The sequence below is a fragment of the Microbacterium sp. genome (genome assembly GCF_032084865.1).
In the GTDB taxonomy this organism is placed as follows: domain Bacteria; phylum Actinomycetota; class Actinomycetes; order Actinomycetales; family Microbacteriaceae; genus Microbacterium.
This window is the reverse complement of sequence record NZ_DAMDLU010000024.1, coordinates 1-26,106: the sequence shown is the minus strand read 5'-3', so window position 1 is coordinate 26,106 and position 26,106 is coordinate 1. Positions and strand designations below refer to the sequence as shown.

Sequence of the window (26,106 nt, the reverse complement as noted above, 5' to 3'; positions counted from 1 at the left end):
GAGCCACGCCTGCCAGCCTCCGTCGAGCACGCGCACGTCGAGGCCGGCACGTCGCAGTGCCCACCAGGCGCGTGACGCCGGCAGCATCCGGTCGTCGTCGTAGACCACCACGGGCACGCCCCGGCGGACTCCCCATCGGCGTGCGGCCGCGGCGAGCGCCGCGTCGGCTGGCAGCGGGTGCCTGCCCTCGTGCGGTTCGCCGTGTCGGGTCAGGTCGCGTTGGACGTCGATGAACACCGCACCGGGGATGTGTCCGGCAAGGTACTGCTCGTGACCGTCGGAGCGCCCGAGCGCCCAGCGGACGTCGAGCACGTGAGTCCGGGCGAGCTGTTCGCGCAGCTCGGTGGCGGAGATGAGCGGATGCATGGCGTTCTCCTCCTGTCAGGGGACGATGTGGCCACCGACGCGGAACAGCTCGTACCACTCGGCGCGGGTGAGCTCGATGTCGGCACCGGACGCGGCATCCGCGACCCGCTGCGGCGTGGTCGTGCCGAGCACGACCTGCATCCGCGCCGGGTGACGGGTGATCCACGCCGTGGCGATCGCCGTCGGGGTGACGTCGTACGTCGCCGCGAGCCGGTCGATGACCGCGTTGAGCTCGGCGTAGCGCGGATTGCCGAGGAAGACGCCGTCGAAGAACCCGGCCTGATAGGGCGACCAGGCCTGCACCGCGATGCCGTTGATGCGGCAGTAGTCGACGATGCCGCCGCCGTCGAGGACGACACTCTGCTGCTCCCCCATCATGTTCGCCGCGATTCCCTGCGCGATGATCGGCGAGTGCGTGATCGACAGCTGCAGCTGGTTCGCGACGAGCGGCTGGGTCACCGCGGTGCGCAGCACGTCGATCTGGCGGGGCGTGTGGTTCGAGACGCCGAACGCGCGCACCTTCCCGGCGGCTTCCAGCTCGTCGAATGCTCGGGCGACCTCGTCGGGCTCGACCAGCGCATCCGGGCGGTGCAGCAGCAATACGTCGATGTAGGAGGTTTGCAGCGCCTTCAGCGACCCCTCGACCTGGGCCATGATGTGCTCGTACGAGAAATCGAACATCTGCTTCGACGGCACGATGCCGCATTTGGTCTGCAGCACGATCTCCTCGCGCTCGGCAGACGAGAGCTGCAGGGCGGCCGCGAAGCGGTCTTCGCAGACGTGCATGGCGCCGCCGTAGATGTCGGCGTGGTCGAAGAAGTCGATCCCCGCACCGCGGGCGGTGTCGTACAGCTCGCGCACCTCGGCATCCGTCTTGTCGGTGATGCGCATCATTCCCGCGATCACGGCGGGTGCGGTGCGGCTGCCGAATGGGATCGTCTTCATCGTTCCTCCTGAGGTCGCTGACCACGCTACCGGCCTGCGGCAGTGGCGTCATCGGCCGCGCCGAGATGCGGTCGCGGCGCTAACGTTGCTTGCATGAGCGCACCGATCGACCCCACCTCCACGTCCGCCTGGGCTGAGCTGTCGGCCATCCGGGACTCGTTCTCGCCCGACTTGCGCGGCTGGTTCGCCGACGACGCGACGCGGGTCGAGCGCCTGTCGCTGCCGCTCGCAGACCTGCACGTAGACCTGTCGAAGAATCTCGTGACCGACGAGATCGTGGCCGCGCTGGTGCGTCTGGCCGAGCAGACCGGGGTCGCCGAGCGCTACGCCGCGATGCTCGAGGGTCAGCACATCAACACCACCGAGGACCGCGCTGTGCTGCACACGGCGCTGCGTCGCCCGGAGAGCGTGTCGCCGGCACTGGTCGTCGACGGACAGGACGTGGATGCCGATGTGCAGGAGGTGCTGTCGTCGCTGTCGGCGTTCGCCGATCGGGTGCGCTCAGGCGACTGGCTCGGCATCACCGGCAAGAAGGTGACGCACGTGGTGAACATCGGCATCGGCGGGTCGGACCTCGGGCCGGTGATGGTCTACGAGGCCCTCAAGCCCTACGCCGATGCCGGGATCGAGGCGCGCTTCGTGTCGAACATCGACCCGACCGACATCGCGCAGAAGACCGCCGATCTCGACCCCGAGACGACGCTGTTCATCGTCGCCTCGAAGACGTTCACCACACTCGAGACGCTCACGAATGCGCGCCTCGCGCGCGAGTGGCTATGGTCGGGTCTCCAGGCATCCGGCGTGATGGAAGACGACGACGCGAGCCGCAAGAACGCCGTCGCGCACCACTTCGTGGCCGTCTCGACCGCACTCGACAAGGTCGAGGCGTTCGGCATCGACCCGAAGAACGCCTTCGGATTCTGGGACTGGGTGGGCGGTCGCTACTCGGTCGACTCGGCGATCGGGCTCTCGCTCGCCGTCGTGTTCGGCCCGCCCGTGTTCCGTGAGCTGCTCGCGGGCTTCCACGCGGTCGACGAGCACGTGCGCACGACGCCGCTCCCGCAGAACGTGCCCGTGCTGATGGGACTCTTCAACGTCTGGTACACGAACTTCCTCGACGCGCAGACGCATGCGGTGCTGCCGTACGCGCAGCAGCTGAACCGCTTCCCGGCGTATCTGCAGCAGCTCACCATGGAGTCCAACGGCAAGTCCGTGCGGTGGGACGGCACGCCGGTCACGACCGACACCGGCGAGGTGTTCTGGGGCGAGCCGGGCACCAACGGACAGCACGCGTTCTACCAGCTGATCCATCAGGGCACCCGGCTGATCCCCGCTGACTTCATCGCCTTCGTCAATCCGGCCTATCCGCTCTCGGACGACGGCCGGGACGTGCACGGGCTGTTCCTCGCGAACTTCCTCGCGCAGACCAAGGCGCTCGCGTTCGGCAAGACCGCGGAAGAGGTCGAGGAGGAGGGCACCAGCGGCACCCTCGTCGCCGCGCGTACGTTCCCCGGCAACCGTCCGACGACCTCGATCTTCGCGCCGTCGCTGACGCCCGCGGTGCTCGGTCAGCTCATCGCCCTGTACGAGCACATCACCTTCACGCAGGGCGTGATCTGGGGCATCAACTCCTTCGATCAGTGGGGCGTCGAGCTGGGCAAGCAGCTCGCGCTGCAGATCGCTCCTGCGCTGGAGGGAGATGCGGATGCGCTCGCCGCGCAGGATCCGTCGACGAAGGCGCTGCTCGCGTACTACGAGGCCAACCGGACGTACTGAGCCTCAGCCGCCCTCGGCACCGCCTCGAGCGAGTCGCTCGAGGAAGCGGGCCACGACGTCGCGCTCAGCCGACGTCAGCGCGGCGATCGCGGCGAAGCGTTCGGCGTGCACTCGGCCGACGCTGTCACGCACCTGCTCGTGCGTGTGGGGGGTGATGCTCACCATCACCGCTCGGCGGTCCGTCGGGTGCGGGGTGCGGGAGATGTGGCCGGCTTTGGCGAGGCGGTCGAGCATCTTCGTCGTCGAGCTCGTCGAGATGCCGAGGTGATCGGCGAGCATGCCGGCGGTGACGACGATGCCGTTGCCCAGCGACGCGACGAGGAAGCGCAGCGCCTCCATGTCGGTCTCGTTGAGCTTCATCTCGGTGCGCGACTGCCAGCTGATGCGCTGCTCGGTCTCACGCCAGGCGCGCAGGGCGCCCAGCACGCGCACCACCTCGTCGATCTCGGCATCGGCCATGCCGCCGAAGCTGACCAGCTGCTGGCCGGGGTCGATCACGCGCGGATCGATCATGGCGCGGCCGCGCGAGGCAGCACCTTCTCTGCGCGTGGTCATAGCGCACAGCATATCGCCGGGCCCTTCGCGGAGCCAGGCTCTTTGCTTGCCTGGCTAGCTATATCGTGCGATTCTTGAACGGTGAACATCACACCGACGACAAGAAGGTGGCTCAGCCTCGTCTTCATCAGCGTGGCCGTGTCGCTCATCATCGTGGATTCCACGATCGTCAACGTGGCCATCCCCTCAATCGTCGACGACCTCGGGATCAGCTCGACGCAGGTGCAGTGGGTGCAGGAGAGCTACACCCTCGTCTTCGCCGCGCTGCTGCTGGTCTTCGGCACGCTCTCCGACCGCTACGGCCGGCGGCTCATGCTCGTGGTCGGCATCGCCGTCTTCATCATCGCCTCGGTGCTCGTCGCCCTGGCCCCCACCGGTGATCTGCTGATCGGCGCGCGGGTGATCCAGGGAGTCGGCGGCGCCATGGTGCTGCCGACGACCCTGTCGCTCATCAACGCGGGCTCCCGCGGGCGCGAACGCGGTATCGCCTTCGCGATCTGGGGTTCGACGATCGGCGGCATGGTCGCTCTCGGGCCGCTGCTGGGCGGCTGGTTGACCACGTACTTCTCGTGGCGCTGGGCATTCGGGATCAACATCCCGCTCGGACTGATCGTCGCGATCGGCGTGCTCGTCACCGTCACGGAATCGCGTGATGCTCCCGACGGCCGACACATCGACGTGCTCGGCGCCGTGCTGTCGGTGCTCGCCAGCGCCGGGCTGGTGTTCGGCCTGATCGAGGGCCGCACCTACGGCTGGTGGCTCAGCGACGGCACGCGCCGGCTGACGATCGGAGAGTGGACCTGGCCGTTCGCCCTCTCCCCCGTTCCGGTGTCGTTCGCCGTCGCCGCGCTCTCAACCGCGCTGTTCGTCTGGTGGGGCATCCGGCGCACCAGACGAGGGCAGTCGACGCTGCTGGCGCTGTCGCTGTTCGCGATCCCGTCGTTCCGCAACGGCAACATCGCGGCGCTCATCGTCTCGCTCGGAGAGTTCGGCATCGTGCTGTCGCTGCCGCTGTGGCTGCAGAACGTCGTGGGCTACGACGCCCTGCAGACCGGTTTCGTGCTGCTCGCGCTCGCCGGCGGCTCGTTCGCGGCGAGCGGCTTCTCCGGGGCAGTCGGATCCCGGACGACCCCGATCATGCTCGTGCGCATCGGCATCGCCGCCGAGATCGTCGGCGTCGCCGGACTCGGCTGGGCGATCACCGCGACGGCATCGTGGTTGAACGTGGTGCCCTTCCTCTTCCTCTACGGCATCGGGCTGGGGCTGGCCACCGCGCAGCTGACCGGTGTGGTGCTGAAGGACGTGCCGGTGGGTCTGAGCGGTCAGGGGTCAGGGACGCAGAGCACCGCGAGGCAGATCGGCTCGGCGCTCGGCATCGCCGTGCTCGGAACCGTGCTGTTCACCGCGACCGGAGCCGCGCTCGACGCACGTCTCGCTGACATGCCGGCCGTCCCGGCCGCCGCCCGATCGCAGATCGTCGACGCCGTGGTGGTCAGCGCCGGCGGCGCGATCCCTGCTCTCGCAGACCGGGACGCGGCCGTGGGCGCGGCCGCTCGTGAGGCGTTCAGCGACGGCACCCGGGCGTCCGCGTTCGCCGCCGCGGGCTTTCTCGCCCTGGGCCTCATCGCCACCCTGCGCCTGGGGTCCGGCAGACGGCGCGACGACGATTTCGATGCCGAGGCGGATGCCGGCACGAATGCTGGGGCGGATGTCTCCGCGGCTCCCGGCGCCGATGCCTCGCAAAGCATCTAGCCGACAGCCGTCGGACACGAAAGCCCCTCCCGCCGCGTGCGGATCGATGGTTTCGTGCCCCTCATGGACGACAAGATCAAGGCTCTTCTCATCAACTGCACCCTCAAGCCCTCCCCCGCAGAATCGAGCACGGACGTGCTCGGCGGACAGGTGCTCGACGCCCTGGCCGAACAGGGGGTCTCGTGCGACAGCATCCGTGCCGTCGATCACGACATCCGCCCTGGCGTGCAGACCGACATGGGCGACGGCGACGAGTGGCCGTCGCTGCGCGAGCGGGTGCTCGCCGCCGACATCCTCGTGTTCGCCACGCCGACCTGGATGGGTCAGCACTCCAGCGTCGCGCAGCGGGTGCTCGAACGGCTGGATGCTGAGCTGAGCGAGACCGATGAGAAGGGCCGGCCGATCCTCTTCGACAAGGTCGCACTCGCGGTCGTGGTCGGCAACGAAGACGGCGCGCACCACATCGCTGCCATCGTCTTCCAGTCGCTCAACGACGTCGGGTACACGATCCCCGCACAGGGCTCGATCTACTGGAACGGCGAGGCGATGGGATCGACCGACTACAAGGACCTCGACGAGACGCCCGAGAAGGTCGCGCAGACGATCACGACGGCCGCAGCGAACGCCGCCCACCTGGCTCGCGCCCTGAAGACGGCGGCGTACCCGGCGGCCTGAGCGCGAGCCGCCGGCCGGCCCGCGCGGTACGCGGTATGCGGTACGCGGTACGCGGTACGTTCCGGGGGCCGACACGCCAGATGTCGGACGCATCGTGGAGAAGCGTCCGACATCTGGAGTGTCGGCTCCCGATTCGTCACACGTCCGTGGCCGCGAAGCCGCGAAGCGCGACGACGGGTCAGGCGCGGCGGAAGCTCGTGGCCGCGGGGCAGTCGAACGGATCGGCACCGGCAGCCAGGCCGACCCGGTTCAGGTACTCGATGACGATCGCGTAGGAACGACCGAGGCTGGTCTCGGTGTACGGCACGTTGTTCGACGCGCAGTAGTCGCGCACGATCTCGCGCGCCTTCGACAGGTGCGGACGCGGCATGCTCGGGAACAGGTGGTGCTCGACCTGATAGTTGAGGCCGCCCATGAGCGCCGTGGCCCACCAGCCGCCGCGGATGTTGCGCGAGGTGCGCACCTGCTTCGAGAAGAAGTCCAGCCGCGCGTTCGGGTCGATGATCGGCATCCCCTTGTGGTTGGGTGCGAACGACGCGCCCATGTAGACGCCGAACACGGCCAGCTGCACGCCCATGAACGCGAACGCCATGCCCAGCGGCAGCATCATGAAGACGGGGATCAGGATGATCGCGAAGCGGACGGCGATGATGCCGAGCTCGGTCCAGCGGCCCTTGACCTTCTTCTTCGTGAAGAGGTGCTTCAGCCCGATGTAGTGCAGGTTCAGACCCTCGAGGGTGAGAAGGGGGAAGAACAGCCACCCCTGCTTGCGGGTGATCAGCCGGACAAGGCCCCGCGACTTCGCGGCGTCCTCGTCGAGGAAGGAGATGGTGTCGACCTCGATGTCGGGGTCCTTGCCGACCTGGTTCGGGTTGCCGTGGTGCTTGGTGTGCTTCGAATCCCACCACGAGTAGCTCATGCCGATACTGCCGGCGAGAATGCGCGCGAGCCTGAAGTTCGCCGGCCCCGAGGTCAGGATCTGCCGGTGCGCCGCCTCATGCGAGAGGAAGGCGATCTGCGTGAAGATGATGCCCAGCGCTGCGGCGATCAGCAGCTGGAACCAGCTGTCGCCGAGCAGGATGAATCCGGTGATGGCTCCCCCGAGAGCGAGCACGATGCCGGCCGCCACCGCGATGTAGAACCAGGTCGCACGCCGCAGGAGACCTGTCTCACGAACGACCTGCGATACCTGCTTGTAGGCGTGCGCCATCGGAGGGAACTCAGCTGTGCCCGAGTAGGTCTGACGGACCCGCCCGAGAGTTGCTGTGCCGGTGTCGACGTCGGTGTCGATGTGCGTGGAAGTCATGATGCTCTCCTGCCGATCGGATGCCCTTGAGCGATGTCAGCCAAGGGCGGATGCCGATCGCTGGTGCCCACGCTACGCGCGTCGATATACGGCGGAAGGCATGTGTCGGCGTCGCTTCAGACGTCGGTGGCTCGGCGTACTGCGACGCCGGGAGCGCTCGCTCCCTGATCATCGAGAAAGGGCGCAAGAGCATGGACTGGAAGATCGAGCTGATCTTCGTGCCCGTCACCGATGTCGACCGGGCGAAGGACTTCTATCTGAGGATCGGGTTCAACGCCGATCACGATCAGCAGGTGAACGACGAGCTGCGTTTCGTGCAGATGACCCCGCCCGGATCAGCGTGCTCGATCGCGTTCGGCACCGGCCTCGGCAGCGACCTGGCTCCAGGCAGTCAGAACACCATCCAGGTCGTGGTGCCGGATACCGATGAGGCGCTGGCGCACCTGCAGTCGGCCGGCGTCGAGGCGCACGGCGTCGCCGATCTCGCCTGGGACGATTCGTCACGTTCGACGACCCCGACGGCAACACGTGGACGCTGCAGCAGCTGCCGGACTACCGCGCGCAGGGCTGAGCGAACTAGCACCCGGACGTGGAGAGGGCGGATGCTGAACAGCATCCGCCCTCTTCACATCTTCCAGACACCCGGTGTCAGAAGTCCCAGTCGTCGTCTTCCGTGGCTTCGGCCTTGCCGATGATGTACGACGAGCCCGACCCGGAGAATTCGAGTGTCAGGGCGAACCGTTCGTCGTCGGAGCTCACTTTGTCGCGCGAAGCATGAAAGCCGACGCACGCCAGCGTAGGTCGGCGGGCAACGACTCCAATTGTCGCGCGCCGCCAGGTCCAGCGCCTCGGCCCGCGCGCGCCTGGATCAACATCAGAGCGCACGACCCTAGATTGAGTCTCACGCTGGCCTGCTCACCGTGGGCTTACCGCATCACCTGGAGGGCGACGATGAACCCTGTGCAGTCTGACGAAAGCTCACTTGCCGAGGAAGTCGGCGGTGATCAGTACTACGACGACCTAGAGAAAGCGGAAGCGTCAGTGCCGCTCGATCTGGAAGGCGAACGGAAGCTCGTGACGCAGCCGTACGATTACTCGATTAGGCAACTTGTCGGGGAGATCGAGAGCGGGGGCATACGCCTCGATGTCGAATACCAGCGCAAGTATGTCTGGGACGACGGTAAGGCGTCGCGTTTGATCGAGAGCCTGCTCCTCAACGTGCCAATTCCTGTCGTGTACGTCGCTGAGGACGAAGATTTCAGCTTTGAAGTCATCGATGGCTTGCAACGGCTCACCACCCTTCGCAGATATCTGGCCGATGAATTCGCGCTAACCGGCGTAACAGTGCTCGAAGAGATCCGCGGGAAGCGATACTCCGAGCTGGCGCCGAGGGACCAGCGTCGGTTGTCCAACAGAACGATTCGGTGCATCGCCATCACGATGGACTCGCACCCAGACATCAAGTTCGACGTCTTTGAACGGCTTAATACCAATGTGGCCGTACTGACAGCTCAAGAGATCCGCAACTGTGTCTATCGTGGCGACTTCAACGAGTCTCTGAAACGCCTCGGCGAGTACGGCCCGCTTAACGACTTAGTTGGTTCAAGTGGTAGGCGCCGCATGGTGCCCGCAGAGTTGGTACTCCGGTTCTTCTCGCTGCTCGATGGGCTGGATTCATACCGTCCGCCGCTGAGTCAATTCGTAAACCGGTACATGCGTGAACGCCGACACCGGCCCCTGAGCGTAGACGAGATCGCGCTGTTCAAGAGTTGTGTGGACACGGCCGTCTCGCGCTTCGGCCCGAAGGCATTCCAGGTACCCGACCGGAACGGCGTAATGCACAACACCGTTCATAAAGCGCTCTTCGATGCAGTCATGATCTGTCTCGCGACGTGTGATCGTACTGCGGTTGCGTGTCTAGACGGTATCGATGCTCTGATTAGCGATTTGATCGCACACGGCGAACTACGAGACACTCTCGGAAGAGCGACCGCTGACAGAAAGCGTGTCTTCGCCAGGATCCGGGTTGTCGGTCTGGCATTCGAAGCGCTCGGCATTGACGTTGGAGCGTTGGATGTTGTCGGGCGAGCACCCGCGGACAAATGAGCGCCCTTAGCGATCACCTCGACAGGCTGAATGAGGTCGGCGTGCTGCTCCGCCACGTGGCTCCGGAGGTTGAACCCGATGTGGAGGTCGGCGCTGATCGACGGCCCTTCAGCGACTCAACATTCGCGCGTTCGTGCCTTGTCCTGAGTGTGTCGTACTTTGAGGGGTTCTTGAAAGACCTCTCAGATGAAGCATTCGATGCCATTCTGGCTTCCAAGATCGCGTGCGACCGTCTCAGTACGCACTTGAGGGGGCACGCCATCGGTAGCCACGTACACACACTTCGACAGAGTGAGGACCCGTCGGCGCAATGGAGTGCCCTTACCGCGCTAATCGAGTTTGGAGTGCAGCTCAATACGGGCAGCTCAGTGAGCGAAGCGATGATCCCCAGGGAAGAGGTTAAGCGTGCTGTCACGAGCATCGAACCCCAAAAGATCAATGTGCTATTCCGATCACTCGGCGACGAAGACCTGAACACCGGCCCCATGTCGGTTTTCGGGACCCGTCTGAATAATCTGAAGCGGATCCGCGACAACGCTGTACATGGAAACGAAAAGGATCTTGAGCCATTGTCTCTGCGCGACGCTGACGATTGCGTGAAGCTGCTGCGTGATTGCGCGCACTCGATGAATAACCGTACTACGGCTTTGCTAGGAAAACTCGGGGTCACAAAAGACATCTAAGTCGAGGGAACACCCACCTCCCCAGAGTCCGAGATCTCGGCGCACTTGATGGCCCACGACCTGCGCAAGCGCTGCGCCCCGGCGGAGGTTGCGGCCTCAGAGCGAAAGCACAAGCTGCGATGTGAAGAGGGCGGATGCTGAACAGCATCCGCCCTCTTCACATCTTCCAGACACCCGGGGTCAGAAGTCCCAGTCGTCGTCTTCGGTGGCCTCGGCCTTGCCGATCACGTACGACGAGCCCGACCCACTGAAGAAGTCGTGGTTCTCGTCGGCGTTCGGCGAGAGAGCAGACAGGATCGCCGGGTTCACGTTGGTGACCGTCGAGGGGAACATCGGCTCGTAGCCGAGGTTCATCAGGGCCTTGTTGGCGTTGTAGTGCAGGAACTTCTTGACGTCCTCGGTCAGGCCGACGCCGTCGTAGAGGTCCTGCGTGTACTGCACCTCGTTGTCGTAGAGCTCGTAGAGCAGGGAGAACGTGTAGTCCTTGAGCTCGTCCTTGCGCGCCTGGTCGGCCGTCTCGAGTCCGCGCTGGAACTTGTAGCCGATGTAGTACCCGTGCACGGCCTCGTCGCGGATGATGAGGCGGATGAGGTCGGCCGTGTTCGTCAGCTTCGCCTTCGACGACCAGTAGATCGGCAGGTAGAAGCCCGAGTAGAACAGGAAGGACTCCAGCAGCGTGGAGGCCACCTTGCGCTTGAGCGGGTCGTCGCCACGGTAGTAGTCGACGATGATCTGCGCCTTCTTCTGCAGGTTCTGGTTCTCAACCGACCAGCGGAATGCCTCGTCGATCTCCTTCGTCGAGCACAGGGTCGAGAAGATCGAAGAGTAGCTCTTCGCGTGCACCGACTCCATGAACGCGATGTTGGTGTACACCGCCTCTTCGTGCGGAGTGATCGCATCAGGGATCAGCGACACGGCGCCGACGGTGCCCTGAATCGTGTCGAGCAGGGTGAGCCCCGTGAAGACACGCATCGTGAGCAGCTGTTCGTCGGGGGTGAGCGTATTCCACGACTGCACGTCGTTCGACAGCGGCACCTTCTCGGGAAGCCAGAAGTTGTTCACGAGGCGGTTCCACACCTCGAGGTCCTTCTCGTCCTCGATGCGGTTCCAGTTGATCGCCTGCACGTGGTCGATCAGCGTGAGCTTGGGAGACGGAGTCATTCCACCAATCCTGTTCTAGAAAAAAGCCTGATCAGAAGGCAATTACAACATACAGCTGACGCACTCGGACATGTCGGTCCCCTCGAGGGCGAGCTGACGCAGACGGATGTAGTAGATCGTCTTGATGCCCTTGCGCCATGCGTAGATCTGGGCCTTGTTGATGTCGCGCGTGGTGGCGGTGTCCTTGAAGAACAGCGTCAGCGACAGACCCTGGTCGACGTGCTGCGTGGCCGCGGCGTACGTGTCGATGACCTTCTCGTAGCCGATCTCGTACGCGTCCTGGTAGTACTCCAGGTTGTCGTTCGTCATGAACGGCGCCGGGTAGTACACGCGGCCGAGCTTGCCCTCCTTGCGGATCTCGACCTTCGACGCGATCGGGTGGATCGACGACGTCGAGTTGTTGATGTACGAGATCGAGCCGGTCGGCGGCACAGCCTGCAGGTTCTGGTTGAAGATGCCGTGCTGCTGGATGCTGTCCTTCAGCGCCACCCAGTCCTGCTGCGTGGGGATGTGGTGGCCGGCGAAGAGCTCCTTGACCTTCTCGGTCGCGGGCGCCCAGGCCTGCTCGATGTACTTGTCGAAGAACTCACCCGACGCGTAGGTGGAGTCCTCGAAGCCGTCGAAGGTCTGCCCGCGCTCGATGGCGAGCGTGTTCGACGCCTTCAGCGCGTGGAACAGCACGGTGTAGAAGTAGATGTTCGTGAAGTCGATGCCCTCTTCCGAACCGTAGAAGACGCGCTCGTGGGCGAGGTAGCCGTGCAGGTTCATCTGGCCGAGGCCGATGGCGTGCGAGCGGTCGTTGCCGTCCTCGATCGAGCGCACCGAGTTGATGTGGCTCTGCGTACTGACGGCGGTCAGCGCGCGGATCGCGGTCTCGACGGTCTTGCCCAGGTCATCGGCATCCATCGCCAGAGCGATGTTCATCGAGCCGAGGTTGCACGAGATGTCCTTGCCGATCTGATCGTACGAGAGGTCGTCGTTGTACGTGGTCGGCGTGTTCACCTGCAGGATCTCGCTGCACAGGTTCGACATGTTGATGCGACCCTTGATCGGGTTCGCCTTGTTCACCGTGTCCTCGAACATGATGTACGGGTAGCCCGACTCGAACTGGATCTCGGCGAGGGTCTGGAAGAACTCGCGCGCGTTGATCTTCGTCTTCTTGATGCGCGAGTCGTCGACCATCTCGTGGTACTTCTCGGTCACCGAGATGTCGCCGAACGGCACGCCGTAGACGCGCTCGACGTCGTACGGCGAGAACAGGTACATGTCCTCGCCCTTCTTGGCGAGGTCGAACGTGATGTCGGGCACGACGACACCCAGCGAGAGCGTCTTGATGCGGATCTTCTCGTCGGCGTTCTCACGCTTGGTGTCGAGGAAGCGCATGATGTCGGGGTGGTGCGCGTTGAGGTACACCGCACCCGCGCCCTGACGGGCTCCGAGCTGGTTGGCGTAGCTGAAGCTGTCTTCGAGCAGCTTCATCACGGGGATGATGCCGGATGACTGGTTCTCGATCTGCTTGATCGGCGCACCGGACTCGCGGATGTTCGACAGCAGCAGGGCGACGCCGCCGCCGCGCTTCGACAGCTGCAGCGACGAGTTGATGCCGCGGGCGATCGACTCCATGTTGTCTTCGATACGCAGCAGGAAGCAGCTGACGAGCTCGCCGCGCTGCGCCTTGCCGGCGTTGAGGAACGTGGGGGTGGCGGGCTGGAAGCGGCCTGAGATGATCTCCTCGACGAGGTCGATGGCGACCTGCTCGTCGCCCTCGGCGAGCGCGAGCGCGGTCATCACGACGCGGTCCTCGAACCGCTCGAGGTAGCGCTTGCCGTCGAAGGTCTTCAGCGTGTAGCTCGTGTAGTACTTGAACGCGCCGAGGAAGGTCTCGAAGCGGAACTTCTTCGAGTACGCGAGGTCGTTGAGCTTCTGGACGAAGTCGAACGAGTACTGGTCGATGACGGCGCCCTCGTAGTACTGCTTCTCGACGAGGTAGTCGAGGCGCTCCTTGAGGGAGTGGAAGAACACCGTGTTCTGGTTGACGTGCTGCAGGAAGTACTCGCGTGCGGCGCGCTTGTCGGCGTCGAACTGGATCTTGCCGTCCGCGTCGTACAGGTTGAGCATCGCGTTGAGGGCGTGATAGTCGAGCCCCTCGTACGCAGGGTTCATCTTGAACTCGACTGCGTCTGTCACTGTCGCTTCCACCATCGTTCCAATCCGTCGCTCACGCGATCCACGTCGTCCTGTGTGCCGAATACCTCGAAGCGATACAAGTGGGGCACATCGCACTTGCGGCTGATGATCTCTCCGGCGAGGCAGAACGACTCACCGAAATTCGTGTTGCCCGCGGAGATGACCCCGCGGATGTGGCGCCGGTTGCGCTCGTCGTTGAGGAACCGGATGACCTGCTTGGGCACGGCGCCCTTCTCTTCACCGCGCCCCTGCCCGCCCCCGTACGTCGGAGTGACGAGCACGAACGGCTCGTCGATGACGAGCGGCTCCTCGGCGCGGTGCAGAGGGATGCGGCGGGCGGGAAGACCGAGCTTCTCGATGAATCGTGCGGTGTTGCCCGACGCGCTCGAGAAGTAGACCAGGAGCGGCACCGCGGTCGCGACAGCGCTCATGCCCGGCCCCTAGGCGAGACGGGCTGCGAGCTCGTCGATCTTGTCGGGACGGAAGCCCGACCAGTGTCCGTCGTCGGTGACGACGACGGGTGCCGACATGTAGCCGAGCGCTTTGACCTGCTCGAGCGCCGATGCGTCTTCGGAGAGGTCGGTGATCTGGTATTCGATGCCCTTGGCGTCGAGGGCGCGGTAGGTCGCGTTGCACTGCACGCAGGAAGGCTTGGTGTAGACCGTGATCGACATGGTGATGTCTGATTCCCCTCTGTTCCAGGTGGTTTTCCCGGCAGACCCCCGCCGGGACTTCAATACTACATATGGGGACGGACATTGGAAGCGACCACAAGGGGTAGTAGTTACATCCGTGTAGTTTTCCACTGCTCTCCCCAGATACAACACAGCTTGTCCACCGTTTCTTCCACAGCCCGCAGCCGCCTTGCAGGTCGCTCGGACCGCGGATTCACGCGGCTCTCGTGACCCCCTTCCGGATCCATCCACAGGCAGGACGGTACGCCGGGCCACCGACATCCGTTTTCCTGTGGAGAAGCGGTCTCGGCGTGTCGCGGCGTGTCGTCACCGGCCGCCTCGCGCAGCGGCGCGCGCCCCCGATAATCTCTTCTGATGGCGGGATATCGGGACCTTCTTCGCACGCCCGGCGTGGCGCGGATGATCGCCGCACAGCTGGTGGCTCGCTTCCCCAACGGCATGACCAGTCTCGCGATCCTGCTGCATGTCGAGCAGCAGACCGGATCGTACGGCGCGGCCGGCATCGTGCTCGCCGCCGCCTCCGTGGGTCAGGCCGTCGCCGGCCCCGTCACCAGCCGCTGGATGGGCGTCTGGGGCATGCGCCGGGTGCTCACGCTCACCCTGGCCGTCTGCGTGCTGGCGGTGCTGGGTCTCGCGCTCCTCCCCCTCGGCCTCCCCGGCTACATGGTCTTCGCGCTGCTCGCCGGGCTGTCGACTCCCCCGGTGCAGGCGGCCGTGCGCACCATCTACCCCAAGCTCGTCAACGCCGGTCAGCTCACCCCGCTCTTCTCCCTCGACGCCTCGCTGCAGGAGATCATCTGGATCGTCGCGCCGGTGGTGATCACCGTCGTCTCGACGCAGGTAGGCACGGTGCAGGGCCTGCTGCTGGTCGCTGCGATCCTCGTTCTGGGCGGCGCGTGGTTCATCCTCTCCCCCGAAGTCGGTCGCGTGCGCATCCCGCGCAGCCGTCGCGCGTTCGGCCGCGTGGTGCTCAAGCCTCCGGTCATGCTCGCCACGGTCATCGGCTTCCTGCTCATCGGCGCCTGCTCGGCGGTCGAGGTCGGCGTCGTGGCGACCTTCGGGCATGGCGGACTCGAGGCGGGCCTCGTGCTCGCGGTCTTCTCAGTCGGCAGCCTGGTCGGCGGTCTCGCGTTCGGGCACATCCCGATCGGCCCGTGGGCGATGGCCCGGCGCCTGCTCATCGTGACGGTCGGTCTGGGTCTCACGATGGTGTCGCTGAACATCTTTTGGCTCGGCGGCACGCTGGTGCTGGCCGGCATCGGCATCGCGCCGGCCCTGGCCGTGCTGTTCGCGATCACCACCGCGAGCGTGAAGTTCAGCGAGACGGCGGAGGCGTTCGGCTGGGCGGGTACGGGTCAGCTGATCGGCGCCGCCGCAGGCTCGGCCGTGGCCGGCATCCTGATCGATCAGTCCGGCCCGACCGGTGCGTACCTGGCGGCCGCGCTGTTCGCCCTCGTGGGTTTCGGGGTCTCGGTCGTGTTCGTCCGCTCGTTCCCCGATCTGCGTCACCGCGACCCGTCTCCCTACCCCGACACCGAGCCGATCCAGACCGCCCGGATCTAGGCTGGTGGCGTGCCCGCACCGCTCACACTCCCCCGTCTGGCGTGGGGCGACGGCCCCCGCCGCGCCCTGCTCGTCCACGGTCTCGGGTCGTCCGCCGCGTTGATGTGGAGGATCGGCACCGCACTGGCGGATGCCGGATGGCAGGCCACCGCCGTCGACCTGCGCGGTCACGGCGACGCGCCCCGCGCGCTCGACTACTCCGTCGCGGCCTACGGTGCCGACGTGGCGGCCGTCCGCCCGGATGACGGCGGCGAATGGGATGCCGTGATCGGTCACTCCCTGGGCGGTGCGAGCACCGTGATCGCCGCGACCACGGCATCCGGATGGGCACGCCGTCTCGTGCTGATCGACCCGGCGATCCACGTCGCGGGACGCGACGAGGGGATCATCCGCCGCAGCCAGCAGCGCGCCTTCGCCTCCCCCGACGTCGAGTCGGTGCGGGCGGAGCATCCCGACTGGCATCCGCAGGACGTGGAGCTGAAGGTGGACGCCGTGCTGCGGGCCAGCCGGTGGGCGGTCGAGCAGACCAGCGTGCAGAACGTGCCGTGGGACGTGCGCGCGCAGACGGCGCAGCTCGGCATCCCGACCCACATCGTCGGAGCCGACCCCGACGTCTACAGCCTGTTCACCGGCGAGCTGGCGGACTCGGTGCTCGAGAACCCGCGCATCACCATGTCGGTCGTGCCCGACGCCGGGCATTCACCCCACCGCGATCGCCCCGACGAGACGATCCGGCAGATCCTGGAGGCCCTGTCATGAGCGCATTCGACCCCGCCCGCCACCTTCCCGACGACCTGCTCGAGCGCATCCGCGAACGCGCCGCCGTGCACGACCGCGAGAACACATTCCCGCAGCACGACCTCGACGAGCTGCGCGAGGCCGGCTACCTGTCGATCCTCGTCCCTCGCGAGCGCGGCGGCGCGGGGCTGGGCCTCGCCGAGGCTGCGACGCTGCAGCAGCGTCTCGCCTCGGCCGCCCCCGCCACGGCGCTGGCGGTCAACATGCACCTGGTGTGGACGGGCGTCGCGAAGGTGTTCAGCGACCGCGGCGTGCCGGGGCTGGATTTCGTGCAGGACGGCGCCGTCGCGGGCGAGGTGTTCGCGTTCGGTGTCAGCGAGGGCGGCAACGATCTCGTGCTGTTCGGCAGCAATACGGATGCCGTGCCGCAACCCGACGGGGGCTACGCGTTCACGGGCACGAAGATCTTCACCTCGCTGGCTCCGGTGTGGACGAAGCTCGGTCTGCACGGCCTCGACACGACGAGCCCGGATGCCCCGAAGCTCGTGTTCGCGTTCATCGAACGCACCGACGCGGTGACCACCAGCGACGACTGGGACACCCTGGGCATGCGCGGCACGCAGAGCCGCACCACCCGCCTGAACGGCGCTATCGCCGCGCCCGAGCACGTCGTGCGCCGGATCGATCCGGGTCCGAACCCCGACCCGATCGTGTTCGGCATCTTCAGCGTCTTCGAGGTCCTCCTGGCATCGGTCTACACCGGCATCGCGCGGCGCGGTCTCGACCTCGCCGTCGCGACGGCGCAGAAGCGCACCTCCACCCTTCGGCGGGCTCAGGGACCGGTTCAGCGGCCGTACAGCCAGGATCCCGACATCCGGTGGCGAATCGCCGACATGGCGCTGGCGTACGACGCCCTGCCGCCGCAGATCGCCGCCCTCGCGCGCGACGTCGACGAGCTCGCCGACCACGGGCCGCGCTGGTTCACGCTGCTGTCGGGCCTGAAGCACCGTGCCGTCGTGATGGCGAAGCAGGTCATCGACGAGGCGATGCTCGTCGCCGGCGGTGGATCGTACTTCTCGTCGAACGAGCTCTCCCGGCTGTATCGGGATGTGCTCGCCGGCATGTTCCACCCGTCGGATCCGGAGTCGGCTCACTCGACGGCGGCGTCCGCCTGGCTGGGCCCCCTCGAGGACTGAGCGCTCCCTCCAGACGGATCACGCCTCGAACACCCGCACTCCTTCGACCCAGGTGCCGAGCACCCGGGTGTCGCCGATCTGCTCCGGAACGCCTTCGAACGGGTCGCGGTCGAGCAGGGCCAGGTCGGCCAGCATCCCGACCCTGATCGCCCCCGTCTCGGGCAGGCTGTTCACTCGCGCCGAACCGGCGGTGTACGCCTGCAGCGCCGTGCCGAGGTCGATGGCCTGCTCGGGCAGGAACGGCGGGTAGTCGCCCTCCCACTCCGACGGGGCCGAGCGGCGATTGACCGCAGTGTGGATCGCCGCCATCGGGTCGGGCGTCGACACCGACCAGTCACTTCCCGCGGCGAGCGCGGCCCCCGAGCGCAGCAGATCGCCGAACGGGTACTGCCAGCTCGAGCGCCGCTCGCCGAGGAACGGCAGAGTGAGGTCGACCATCTGCGGCTCGAGCGTCGCCCAGAGCATCTGCATGTTGGCGGTCACCCCGAGCCGGCGGAACCTCGGCACGTCGTCGGGATGCACCACCTGGATGTGCGAGATGTGGTGCGGATTGCCGCGCGGGCTGTTGCGCTGCAGCGCGGTCTCGACCGCGTCGAGGCACTCCCGCACCGCCCGGTCGCCGATCGCGTGGAAGTGCAGGGTGAAGCCGAGCGCGTCCAGCCGTGCGGCCGCCTCGTTCAGCACCGCCGGGTCGACGAACGAGATGCCGGCGTTCTCGGTGGGGTGCCCGTGGCCGTCGCAGTACGGTTCGAGCATCGACGCGGTGAAGTTCTCGGCCACGCCGTCCTGCATGATCTTGATGCTCGTCGCCGCGAAGCGGCGTCCCCCGGCGGCGCTCTCGCGCAGCGCGACGAGGTCGTCGATCTGCTCGAGTCCGCGCGTGCGGTCCCACCACAGCGACCCCACGACACGACCGGTCAGCTCACCGGCGCGATCGGCGGCGATGTACACCGGCAGCGGGTCTCCCGCATCGCTGTACTGCGTGCCGACGATGGCGTCCTGCCACGCCGTGATCCCGAAGGAGTGCAGGTGCCGCTGACCGACGGCGAGCGCCTCCCGCAGCCGCTCATGCGGTTCGGCCGGCAGCAGCCGGTTGACGAGCGTCATCGCGCCCTCGTGCAGCGTGCCGGACGGGCTGCCCGAGGCATCCCGCTCGATCCGCCCGTCGTCGGGGTCGGCGGTGTCACGGGTGATGCCCGCCAGCGCCAGCGCACGGGAGTTCACCCACGCGCCGTGCCCGTCGCGGTTGGGCAGGAACGCAGGCCGGTCGAGCACGACCCGGTCGAGGGCCGCCGCGGTCGGCGTGCCGCCGGGGAAGGCCGACATCTGCCAGCCGCCGCCCAGCACCCATTCGTGGTCCGGATGCTCGGCCGCGTACTCCGCGATCCGCTGCAGATACGCTTGCTGACTCGACAGGTCGGCGAGGTCGCAGCGCAGCATGTCGAGCCCGCCCCAGAGCGGGTGCACATGGGCATCCTGGAAGCCCGGCAGCAGCATCCGGCCGTCCAGATCGACCACCTCTGTGTCGGGGCCGATCAGGGCGACCGCGTCCCGGTCGAGCGCGACGATCCGCCCGTCGCGCACGGCGACGGCGTCGGCTCGCGAGCGCGACGCATCGGAGACGAACACCCGGCCGCCGTAGGCGCCGCCGGTGAACACGAGATCTGCGTGGGTCATCTCAGCCTCCCGCCATGGTCCGGGCGATCTCGGTGGTCGAGTCGCCCGCCCGCCTCAGCACGTAGGCGACCAGCGCCAGCGATGCGAGCGTCAGCAGCAGCATGACCGTCGACACGGCGGCGATCTCGGGCCGCAGACCGCTGCGCAGCGAACTCAGCACGTAGACCGGCCAGGGCGTGGTTCCCGACACCTGCACGAACGCCGACACGACCGTGTTGTCGAGACTGAGCGTGAACGAGAGCAGGAATCCGGCGAGCACCGCCGGCATCGCCAGCGGCAGCGTCACGCGCAGGAAGGTGCGCACCGGCGGCGCGTACAGGTCGGCCGACGCCTCCTCCAGGCGCGCGTCGAGACCGACCAGCCGGGCGCGGACGATGTACGACACGATGGCGATCGAGAACAGCGAGTGGCCGACCACGAGTCGCACCGTGCCGTCGTTGAACATGCCCAGCCCGAGGTCCTGCCCGAGGAAGACGAGCCACGGCAGCAGGGCGACGGCGTCGACGATCTCGGGCGTGACCGACACGAGCAGCAGCAGTCCGAGGAACCACCAGACCCACTTCCCGGGGCGGCGTGCCATCGCGATGCCCGCCAGCGTGCCGAGCACCGCGGCGAACAGCGCCGCGATCACGCCGGTGCGCAGCGACACCATCACCGCGTCGCGGATCACCGGCTTCTCGACCAGCGCCGCGAACGGGGCGAGGCTGAAGCCGTCCCACGCCACCAGCAGACGACCCGAGTTGAACGAGGCCATGATGATCACGACGATCGGCAGGAACAGGAACGCGTAGACCGCGATCGACCAGATGCCGAGGATGCGGTCGCCGACGGCGACGCTGCGGCGGCGGGTGCGGATGTCGCTCATGATGCCTCTCCGAGCACGAGTCTGCTGCGGTTTCTGAACGGCAGCGAGATCAGCCACAGGATGCCCGCGGCCACGCCGATCGTCAGCATGATCACGAGGATCAGCAGCACCGCCATGGCCGAGCCCAGCGCCCAGTTCTGCGCAGTGCCGAACTGGCTGGCGACGAGCTGGCCGATCATGTTGCCCTGCGCTCCGCCGAGCACGGTCGCGGTGATGTAGTCGCCCATCAGCGGGATGAACACCAGCAGCACGCCCGCGATGATGCCGGGCCGAGCCAGCGGCACGGTGACCTGCAGGAAGGTGCGCATGCCGTTCGCTCCGAGGTCCTTGCTGGCCTCGCGAAGCGGCGTTCCGACGCGGTCGAAGGCGACGTACAGCGGCAGGATCATCAGCGGCAGGTAGTTGTAGACGACACCTATGAGGACGGCTGTGCGGGTGTAGAGCACGTCGATCGGACCGTCGATCAAGCCCACACCCTGCAGCAGCGATGACAGCCACCCCTCGGGCGAGAGGATCACCTGCCAGCCGAGGGTGCGCACGAGGAAGTTCGTCCAGAACGGCACCATGACGAGCGCGATGAGCAGGCCCCGACGGGCGGGCGGGGCCTTGACCGCCATCCAGTACGCCACCGGTGCGCCGATCAGCAGGCACAGCAGCGTGCCGAGGATTCCCACCCAGAGGGTGTTCTGGAAGGTCGCGAAGAACGTCGGCGACATGGCCTCGGCGTACCGGTCGAAGGACAGCACGTCGTTGGCGTGTGTGCCGAAGATGCCGGGCTTGTACCCGAAGCTGAACCACACGACCATGGCGATTGGCGCGATGAAGAACAGCGCCAGCCACACCCATGCGGGCACGGCCAGCCCGAAGCGGGGACTACGCACCGGCGGCTGCCTTCGTCTTGTTCCAGATCTCGACGATGCGCGCCTGCGCCTCGGTGACCTTGCCCTCGTGCATGGTGTTCACCTGCGCTTCGTCGAAGAAGACCATGTCGAGCATCTCGAGTCCGGCTTCCTCAGCCGCTTCCTTGACGCCCGCCGCTCCCGTGTCGTAGCCGATGTAGTCGACCTGGGCGAGCTGATTCTCGGGGGTGAGGATGTAGTTGAGGAAGGCGTGGGCGGCCTCGGGGTGGGGCGCGCCTTCGGCGAGCGCCCAGTTGTCCATCCACAGCTCGGTGTCGGGCGCGCCGAGCACCCACTGCCAGCGGTCGGGGTCGGGCGACTCCTGGATGCCGATGCGCGCGTCGCCGTTCCACGACTGCATGAGCACGTGCGACGCCTGCGGGATCGCCGCACCGCCCGGGTACGAGTCGAACGCCGAGATGTGCGGGGCGAGCTCGTCGACGAGGAACTTCTCGCACGCGTCGAGGTCGGCGGGATCGGTGGTGTTCCAGTCGATGCCGTTGGCCCAGTAGTAGATGCCGCCGAGCGGCGCCGGGTCGTCGAGCACGGAGGTCTTGCCGGATGCCTCGTTCTGAGCCGCATCGATGAAGTCGCTCCACGTCTTCAGCTCGCGGGTGATCACGGTCTTGTCGTAGACGAAACCGGTGGTGCCCCACGCCTTGCAGATGGAGTACTCGTTCTTCGGATCCCAGTCGCGCCCGAGGAAGGCGGGATCCATGTGCTTCATGTTGGGGATGAGGTCGAGGTTGAGCTTGGCGAGCAGCCCGTTCTCGATCATCTGCGGGATGAACACACCGGTCGGCACGACCAGGTCGTAGCCGCTGGTGCCCTTGGCTGCGACGAGCTTGGCGATCATCTCCTCGTTCGAGTTGAAGGTGTCCATGACGACCTTCGCACCCTCGTCGTTCGTGAACGACTCGATCACCTCGGGAGCGTCGTACTCGCCCCAGCTGTAGATCGAGAGCTTGTCCTCGACGGCACCGCCGGTGGCCTGGGGGCCGGGCTTCGCGGAGCCGCCCGGTGAGCATGCGGTGAGCACGCCGGCTGCGCCCAGTGCGGCGACGACGCCGATGAAGCCGCGCCGGGTGAGCTGATGACGCACGACGGGTGCGATGCTGCTGTCGGCGAGGATGCGGATGCTGTTGTCGTTCATGAGGGGCACTCCTTCGTGCGGTGCTGCGGGTGCTGTGCTGGTGGGTGGATGCCGCTCAGCGGGCGGCGCGGTCGGGCAGGGCGATCACATGGGTGGCGGCGGTGGGGGCGCCCTCTGCCGCGAACAGCCGCACGTCGACGGGTGACCACGTGCAGCGCACCGCCTGGTCGACGGCCACCGAAGGTGCCGTCGGCGCCGGGGAGCGCACGAGCAGGGTCTGCCCGCCGTCGATGCCGACCACGACCTGAAGGGTCTCGCCGAGGTACGACACGCTGAGCACGCGACCGTCGATGCCGAAGCCCACGGTGTCAGGGCGCTCGAGACGGACGAACTCCGGACGGATGGCGGCGACGGCGGCCTCCCCCGCAGTGACCTGCTCCGCTCCCCACCTGCCGTGGATCAGCCCCACGCTCGTGTCGACGGCGTCGCCCCGGGCGGTGCCGCTGAGGAAGTTCTGCTGGCCGATGAACGAGGCGACGTACGCCGACGCCGGAGCGGCGTAGATGCGGTCGGGAGCGTCGAGCTGCTCGATGCGGCCGGCGCGCATCACGGCGATCCGGTCGCTCATCGACAGTGCCTCACCCTGGTCGTGGGTGACGAACACGAATGTCGTGCCGAGTCGCGCCTGCAGCAGTTTCAGCTCGACCTGCATCTCCTCGCGCAGCTGCCGGTCGAGCGCGGCGAGCGGCTCGTCGAGCAGCAGCACGCTGGGCCGGTTGATGAGCGCGCGCGACAGGGCGATGCGCTGCTGCTGCCCGCCGGAGAGCATGGTCGGCTTGCGGTCGGCGAACCGGCGCAGCTGCACCATGTCGAGCGCGGCGATGACGCGCTCGCGCTGCTCGACCTTCGGCACCCGTCGCTGCTGCAGGCCGTAGGCGACGTTCTCTGCGACGGTCATGTGCGGAAAGAGCGCGTACGCCTGGAAGACGGTGTTCACCTCCCGCCGGTGCGGTGGCAGGCCGAGAACGCTGCGGCCCGAGATGCGGATATCGCCGCTGTCCGGATGCTCGAAGCCGGCGATCATGCGTAGGGTCGTGGTCTTGCCGCAGCCCGACGGCCCGAGCAGGGAGAGGAACTCGCCCGGCCGGATCGACAGTGACAGGTCGTCGACTGCTGTCGCATCACCGTAGTGCTTCGTGACGCCGACGATGTCGACGCCTCCGGTTCCGAGGTCGCCGGTCGGGGCGGGAACCGCGGGTGCGGGCTGTGCCATGGAACCTCCACGTTGAGTTCTGACTAGCGTCAGTCAAGCACAGTCACGCAGGGAGGTACAGCGAAAAACGAAGAATGCGTTGAGGTCAGCGACGATATCCGTCGTCAAGCGAACCTGATTCTGCCGATATGGTCTACTTACGGTCGAAGTCGAACGCCTTCAGCAGTTCACCGACCGCTGTTTCGCGCTCGTCGCCGCCCTCTTCGAACATGTGCGTGACATGCGTGCGCAGGTGGTTCTCGAGCAGCAGGCGGTTGAGCGACTCCAGCGAACGCTGCACGGCTCGCGACTGCGTGATGATGTCCATGCAGTACTCCTCGTTCTCGATCATCCGCGCGATGCCGCGCAGCTGACCCTCGAGGATGCTCGTGCGGTGCAGAGCGCGCTTCTTGATGTCGTCGATCACCCTTCAAGCGTAGTCACCGTGAAAGGATGACGGCATGTCGCGAACACCGATGGCGCTGCTCTCGCCTGCCGATCAGGAGCGACTGCGCGGCCTGCGACGCATGAAGGCCGTCGCCCTCGGTGCGCTCATCTTCATGGCCGTCGTGTTCGTCTTCTCCTTCTGGCTCGAATCTCGGCAGCCGTGGCTCGGCTACGTCCGTGCCGCTGCGGAGGGCGGCATGGTCGGCGCTCTGGCCGACTGGTTCGCGGTGACCGCGCTGTTCCGCCGCCCACTCGGGCTGCCGATCCCGCACACCGCGATCATCCCCCACCGCAAGGACGAGATCGGCCGCACCCTCGGCGAGTTCGTGGAGACCAACTTCCTGGCCGGCGACGTCGTGCGCGCGAAGCTGTCGACGACAGCCCTCTCCCAGCGGCTCGGCGAGTGGCTCACCCACGAGGCGCACGCCGAGCGCGTGGCATCCGAGGCCTCGACGGCGGCATCCGCGGTGCTGCGCGCCCTGAGCGACGACGACGTGCAGAGCCTGATCGCCGATCTCGCACGAGAGCATCTCATCGAGCCGGACTGGGCGCCGTCGGCCGGCTCCTGGCTGCAGCGCATCGTCGACGCCGACGCCCATCGCGGAGCCGTCGACCTCGCCGTCGACAGTCTCGGCGCGTGGCTCGAGAACAACGCCGCGGCCTTCCAGGGGCTCATCTCGCGCCGCCTGCCGTCGTGGGTGCCCCGTCTGGCGCACCGCTTCGTCGACGAGACGGCGTACAGCGAGGCGCTGAAGTTCGTTCGCGCCGTGCACGCCGACCCCCGGCATCCGGCCCGCATCGCCCTCGACGGCTATCTCGCCCGGCTCGCCGACGGGCTGCAGCACGACGACGCCATGCGTGACCGGCTGGAGAGCGCGAAGACGACGCTCTTCGACAGCCCGCGCGTGGGCGAGCTCGCGGCGCAGGCCTGGAACACCGCCAAAGCCGGCCTGCTCACCGCATTGGCAGACCCCGAGAGCGGGCTGCGCCGTCGGGCAGCGGCCGCGGTGGCCGAGATCGGGCAACGGCTGGCCACCGACCCCGCGCTGCAGGCGCGCGTCGACGGCTGGGTGACGGACGCCGCCGTGTTCCTCGTCGACCGGTACCGCCACGACATCGCGTCGATCATCACCGACACGGTCGAGAAGTGGGACCCGGCCGAGACGACCGAGAAGATCGAGCTCATGGTCGGGCGCGATCTGCAGTACATCCGGCTGAACGGCACGGTCGTGGGTGCGCTCGCGGGGCTCGCGATCTACGCGATCGCGCACGCCCTGATCCCCGTGGGACTCGGCTGAGGTCAGGCGCGGAGCGCGTCGGCTATCGGCTGGTCACCGGTGTTGAACCGGATGGTGCGTCCGACGGTCGAGTCCTGACGCAGCGTCTCGGCGATGACCTGCGCGACGTCTGCGCGCGACACCTCGCCCGACTCGTCGGCGGCGACGTCGATGCGGCCGGTCGCCTCACCGAGGGTGAGGCTGCTCGGCCCGAGGATCGTCCAGTCGAGTCCGGAGGAGCGCAGGTGCTCGTCGGCTGCCGCCTTCGCCTCCGCGTAGGTGTGGAACGGGTTGTCGGCCGGGATGCCGTGGTCGGGCGATGCGCCGAAGTACGACACCATCACGTAGCGGCGCACCCCGGCATCCGTCGCCGCGTCCATCGACCGAACGGCCGCGTCGTGATCCACCGCGCGGGTGCGCGCGGCGTCTCCGCCACCGGCGCCCGCCGACCACACCACGGCGTCGTGCCCGGCGAGAAGCTCGGCGATCGCCGCCTGATCCTCGTGCTCGATGTCGAACACGACCGGCTGCGCACCGGTCGCGCGCACGTCGTCGGCATGGTCGGGATTGCGGATCACGGCGGTCACCTCGTCACCGCGGGCCGAGAGAAGAGGGGCGAGCAGCAGGGCGACCTTGCCGTGGCCGCCGAAGATCACGATACGAGTCATGGCTCCACGCTACGCGGTCGACGCACGCCCAAGGCCGCCGCGACCCCGCCCCGTGAGAAACCACGTCGCGCACGAGAAACACGTGCGCGCGTGGTGTGTCACGCAGAATGTGGTTTCTCGCCGCCGGGGCGGGCGGTGCTCAGCGCGCGGCGAGGCCCGCGAGCAGCTCGAGCACGCAGAGCGCGGCGAGACGCACGGTGCGGGCGTCGTCGGCATCCGCCGTG

General features: G+C 67.0%; 24 protein-coding genes and 1 pseudogene. 10 read left to right on the top strand and 15 right to left on the bottom strand.

The window, feature by feature from the left end; genetic code table 11:
- Together RT309_RS04440 and RT309_RS04435 are read right to left on the bottom strand one after the other, a co-directional pair.
- Positions 1-366 (bottom strand): rhodanese-like domain-containing protein (locus RT309_RS04440; protein WP_313355685.1); only part of this gene is annotated, 366 nt, incomplete at its 3' end.
- Positions 367-381: 15 nt separating this feature from the next.
- Positions 382-1,311 (bottom strand): aldo/keto reductase, encoded by a 930-nt coding sequence (locus tag RT309_RS04435; protein WP_313355684.1) that lies wholly within the window; start codon positions 1,309-1,311, stop codon positions 382-384.
- A gap of 93 nt (positions 1,312-1,404) precedes the next feature.
- Here RT309_RS04435 and pgi point away from each other — a divergent pair, with 93 nt between their 5' ends.
- A complete protein-coding gene (gene pgi / locus RT309_RS04430) occupies positions 1,405-3,087 on the top strand; it encodes a glucose-6-phosphate isomerase (protein WP_313355683.1) in 1,683 nt (560 codons plus the stop codon).
- A 3-nt stretch (positions 3,088-3,090) separates the two neighbouring features.
- On the opposite strand, the gene RT309_RS04425 is transcribed toward pgi, so the two are convergent.
- Positions 3,091-3,642, bottom strand: coding sequence for a MarR family transcriptional regulator (locus RT309_RS04425; protein ID WP_313355682.1), 552 nt, complete (start codon positions 3,640-3,642; stop codon positions 3,091-3,093).
- A gap of 81 nt (positions 3,643-3,723) precedes the next feature.
- Between RT309_RS04425 and RT309_RS04420 the strand changes: the two genes are divergently transcribed.
- Together RT309_RS04420 and RT309_RS04415 are read left to right on the top strand one after the other, a co-directional pair.
- Positions 3,724-5,394 (top strand): MFS transporter, encoded by a 1,671-nt coding sequence (locus RT309_RS04420; RefSeq protein ID WP_396654409.1) that lies wholly within the window; start codon positions 3,724-3,726, stop codon positions 5,392-5,394.
- Between the two features lie 63 nt (positions 5,395-5,457).
- Positions 5,458-6,069 (top strand): NAD(P)H-dependent oxidoreductase, encoded by a 612-nt coding sequence (locus tag RT309_RS04415; RefSeq protein ID WP_313355681.1) that lies wholly within the window; start codon positions 5,458-5,460, stop codon positions 6,067-6,069.
- Positions 6,070-6,247: 178 nt separating this feature from the next.
- Here RT309_RS04415 and RT309_RS04410 read toward each other — a convergent pair whose 3' ends face one another.
- Positions 6,248-7,375: an acyl-CoA desaturase gene (locus tag RT309_RS04410; RefSeq protein ID WP_313355680.1), complete on the bottom strand. Its 1,128-nt coding sequence runs from the start codon at positions 7,373-7,375 to the stop codon at positions 6,248-6,250.
- A 191-nt stretch (positions 7,376-7,566) separates the two neighbouring features.
- Here RT309_RS04410 and RT309_RS04405 point away from each other — a divergent pair.
- From RT309_RS04405 to RT309_RS04395, 3 genes and pseudogenes are all read left to right on the top strand, one after another.
- Positions 7,567-7,946 (top strand): annotated as a pseudogene (locus RT309_RS04405) (VOC family protein).
- A 389-nt stretch (positions 7,947-8,335) separates the two neighbouring features.
- The gene (locus tag RT309_RS04400) at positions 8,336-9,481 is read left to right on the top strand and encodes a DUF262 domain-containing protein (protein ID WP_313355679.1); all 1,146 of its coding nucleotides are present in this window, start codon (positions 8,336-8,338) and stop codon (positions 9,479-9,481) included.
- Positions 9,478-10,164, top strand: coding sequence for a HEPN domain-containing protein (locus RT309_RS04395; RefSeq protein ID WP_313355678.1), 687 nt, complete (start codon positions 9,478-9,480; stop codon positions 10,162-10,164). Before RT309_RS04400 ends, RT309_RS04395 begins: the two co-directional genes overlap by 4 nt.
- Before the next feature lie 180 nt (positions 10,165-10,344).
- On the opposite strand, the gene nrdF is transcribed toward RT309_RS04395, so the two are convergent.
- From nrdF to nrdH, 4 genes are read right to left on the bottom strand one after another with little or no spacing between them, the layout of a single operon-like run.
- Complete coding sequence (gene nrdF / locus RT309_RS04390) at positions 10,345-11,325, bottom strand: class 1b ribonucleoside-diphosphate reductase subunit beta (protein WP_313355677.1); 981 nt, start codon at positions 11,323-11,325, stop codon at positions 10,345-10,347.
- Between the two features lie 42 nt (positions 11,326-11,367).
- Complete coding sequence (nrdE, locus tag RT309_RS04385; RefSeq protein WP_313355676.1) at positions 11,368-13,527, bottom strand: class 1b ribonucleoside-diphosphate reductase subunit alpha; 2,160 nt, start codon at positions 13,525-13,527, stop codon at positions 11,368-11,370.
- Positions 13,509-13,943, bottom strand: a complete 435-nt coding sequence (gene nrdI / locus RT309_RS04380) for a class Ib ribonucleoside-diphosphate reductase assembly flavoprotein NrdI (RefSeq protein WP_313355675.1) — start codon at positions 13,941-13,943, stop codon at positions 13,509-13,511. The genes nrdE and nrdI overlap by 19 nt, the downstream gene beginning before the upstream one ends.
- Before the next feature lie 9 nt (positions 13,944-13,952).
- Positions 13,953-14,186: a glutaredoxin-like protein NrdH gene (nrdH, locus tag RT309_RS04375; protein WP_313355674.1), complete on the bottom strand. Its 234-nt coding sequence runs from the start codon at positions 14,184-14,186 to the stop codon at positions 13,953-13,955.
- Positions 14,187-14,561: 375 nt separating this feature from the next.
- On the opposite strand from nrdH, the gene RT309_RS04370 reads away from it, so the two are divergent.
- Genes RT309_RS04370 through RT309_RS04360 form a run of 3 tightly spaced genes read left to right on the top strand, consistent with a single transcriptional unit; the run spans position 14,562 to position 17,704 of the window.
- The gene (locus RT309_RS04370) at positions 14,562-15,770 is read left to right on the top strand and encodes an MFS transporter (RefSeq protein ID WP_313355673.1); all 1,209 of its coding nucleotides are present in this window, start codon (positions 14,562-14,564) and stop codon (positions 15,768-15,770) included.
- A gap of 9 nt (positions 15,771-15,779) precedes the next feature.
- Positions 15,780-16,529 carry an alpha/beta hydrolase gene (locus RT309_RS04365; protein WP_313355672.1) on the top strand — a complete coding sequence of 250 codons (750 nt, stop codon included), beginning with the start codon at positions 15,780-15,782 and terminating at the stop codon, positions 16,527-16,529.
- Positions 16,526-17,704: an acyl-CoA dehydrogenase family protein gene (locus tag RT309_RS04360; RefSeq protein ID WP_313355671.1), complete on the top strand. Its 1,179-nt coding sequence runs from the start codon at positions 16,526-16,528 to the stop codon at positions 17,702-17,704. The genes RT309_RS04365 and RT309_RS04360 overlap by 4 nt, the downstream gene beginning before the upstream one ends.
- Before the next feature lie 18 nt (positions 17,705-17,722).
- Here RT309_RS04360 and RT309_RS04355 read toward each other — a convergent pair whose 3' ends face one another.
- The 6 genes from RT309_RS04355 to RT309_RS04330 all read right to left on the bottom strand — a co-directional run bounded on the left by RT309_RS04355 (position 17,723) and on the right by RT309_RS04330 (position 23,917).
- Entirely contained in the window at positions 17,723-19,381 is a 1,659-nt protein-coding gene (locus tag RT309_RS04355; protein ID WP_313355670.1) for an amidohydrolase, read from the bottom strand.
- Position 19,382: 1 nt separating this feature from the next.
- The gene (locus RT309_RS04350) at positions 19,383-20,246 is read right to left on the bottom strand and encodes an ABC transporter permease (protein WP_313355669.1); all 864 of its coding nucleotides are present in this window, start codon (positions 20,244-20,246) and stop codon (positions 19,383-19,385) included.
- On the bottom strand, positions 20,243-21,127 hold the full coding sequence (locus RT309_RS04345; RefSeq protein ID WP_313355668.1) for an ABC transporter permease: 885 nt from the start codon (positions 21,125-21,127) through the stop codon (positions 20,243-20,245). The genes RT309_RS04350 and RT309_RS04345 overlap by 4 nt, the downstream gene beginning before the upstream one ends.
- Entirely contained in the window at positions 21,120-22,298 is a 1,179-nt protein-coding gene (locus RT309_RS04340; RefSeq protein ID WP_313355667.1) for a spermidine/putrescine ABC transporter substrate-binding protein, read from the bottom strand. Before RT309_RS04340 ends, RT309_RS04345 begins: the two co-directional genes overlap by 8 nt.
- A gap of 55 nt (positions 22,299-22,353) precedes the next feature.
- Positions 22,354-23,511, bottom strand: a complete 1,158-nt coding sequence (locus tag RT309_RS04335; protein WP_313355666.1) for an ABC transporter ATP-binding protein — start codon at positions 23,509-23,511, stop codon at positions 22,354-22,356.
- Between the two features lie 133 nt (positions 23,512-23,644).
- Positions 23,645-23,917, bottom strand: a complete 273-nt coding sequence (locus tag RT309_RS04330; protein WP_182253834.1) for a metal-sensitive transcriptional regulator — start codon at positions 23,915-23,917, stop codon at positions 23,645-23,647.
- A gap of 34 nt (positions 23,918-23,951) precedes the next feature.
- Here RT309_RS04330 and RT309_RS04325 point away from each other — a divergent pair, with 34 nt between their 5' ends.
- Positions 23,952-25,235 carry a DUF445 family protein gene (locus RT309_RS04325; protein ID WP_313355665.1) on the top strand — a complete coding sequence of 428 codons (1,284 nt, stop codon included), beginning with the start codon at positions 23,952-23,954 and terminating at the stop codon, positions 25,233-25,235.
- Between the two features lie 2 nt (positions 25,236-25,237).
- Here the strand turns inward: RT309_RS04325 and RT309_RS04320 are convergent, their stop codons facing one another.
- Positions 25,238-25,882 carry an SDR family oxidoreductase gene (locus RT309_RS04320; RefSeq protein ID WP_313355664.1) on the bottom strand — a complete coding sequence of 215 codons (645 nt, stop codon included), beginning with the start codon at positions 25,880-25,882 and terminating at the stop codon, positions 25,238-25,240.
- Between the last annotated feature and the right edge of the window lie 224 nt (positions 25,883-26,106).

Bases quoted from the DNA above. Each gene is read 5' to 3' on its own strand.
- RT309_RS04435 (WP_313355684.1), bottom strand. From the start codon at position 1,311: ATGAAGACGATCCCATTCGGCAGCCGCACCGCACCCGCCGTGATCGCG.
- pgi (WP_313355683.1), top strand. From the start codon at position 1,405: ATGAGCGCACCGATCGACCCCACCTCCACGTCCGCCTGGGCTGAGCTG.
- RT309_RS04425 (WP_313355682.1), bottom strand. From the start codon at position 3,642: ATGACCACGCGCAGAGAAGGTGCTGCCTCGCGCGGCCGCGCCATGATC.
- RT309_RS04415 (WP_313355681.1), top strand. From the start codon at position 5,458: ATGGACGACAAGATCAAGGCTCTTCTCATCAACTGCACCCTCAAGCCC.
- RT309_RS04410 (WP_313355680.1), bottom strand. From the start codon at position 7,375: ATGACTTCCACGCACATCGACACCGACGTCGACACCGGCACAGCAACT.
- RT309_RS04395 (WP_313355678.1), top strand. From the start codon at position 9,478: ATGAGCGCCCTTAGCGATCACCTCGACAGGCTGAATGAGGTCGGCGTG.
- nrdF (WP_313355677.1), bottom strand. From the start codon at position 11,325: ATGACTCCGTCTCCCAAGCTCACGCTGATCGACCACGTGCAGGCGATC.
- nrdE (WP_313355676.1), bottom strand. From the start codon at position 13,527: ATGGTGGAAGCGACAGTGACAGACGCAGTCGAGTTCAAGATGAACCCT.
- nrdI (WP_313355675.1), bottom strand. From the start codon at position 13,943: ATGAGCGCTGTCGCGACCGCGGTGCCGCTCCTGGTCTACTTCTCGAGC.
- nrdH (WP_313355674.1), bottom strand. From the start codon at position 14,186: ATGTCGATCACGGTCTACACCAAGCCTTCCTGCGTGCAGTGCAACGCG.
- RT309_RS04370 (WP_313355673.1), top strand. From the start codon at position 14,562: ATGGCGGGATATCGGGACCTTCTTCGCACGCCCGGCGTGGCGCGGATG.
- RT309_RS04360 (WP_313355671.1), top strand. From the start codon at position 16,526: ATGAGCGCATTCGACCCCGCCCGCCACCTTCCCGACGACCTGCTCGAG.
- RT309_RS04355 (WP_313355670.1), bottom strand. From the start codon at position 19,381: ATGACCCACGCAGATCTCGTGTTCACCGGCGGCGCCTACGGCGGCCGG.
- RT309_RS04350 (WP_313355669.1), bottom strand. From the start codon at position 20,246: ATGAGCGACATCCGCACCCGCCGCCGCAGCGTCGCCGTCGGCGACCGC.
- RT309_RS04340 (WP_313355667.1), bottom strand. From the start codon at position 22,298: ATGAACGACAACAGCATCCGCATCCTCGCCGACAGCAGCATCGCACCC.
- RT309_RS04335 (WP_313355666.1), bottom strand. From the start codon at position 23,511: ATGGCACAGCCCGCACCCGCGGTTCCCGCCCCGACCGGCGACCTCGGA.
- RT309_RS04325 (WP_313355665.1), top strand. From the start codon at position 23,952: ATGTCGCGAACACCGATGGCGCTGCTCTCGCCTGCCGATCAGGAGCGA.
- RT309_RS04320 (WP_313355664.1), bottom strand. From the start codon at position 25,882: ATGACTCGTATCGTGATCTTCGGCGGCCACGGCAAGGTCGCCCTGCTG.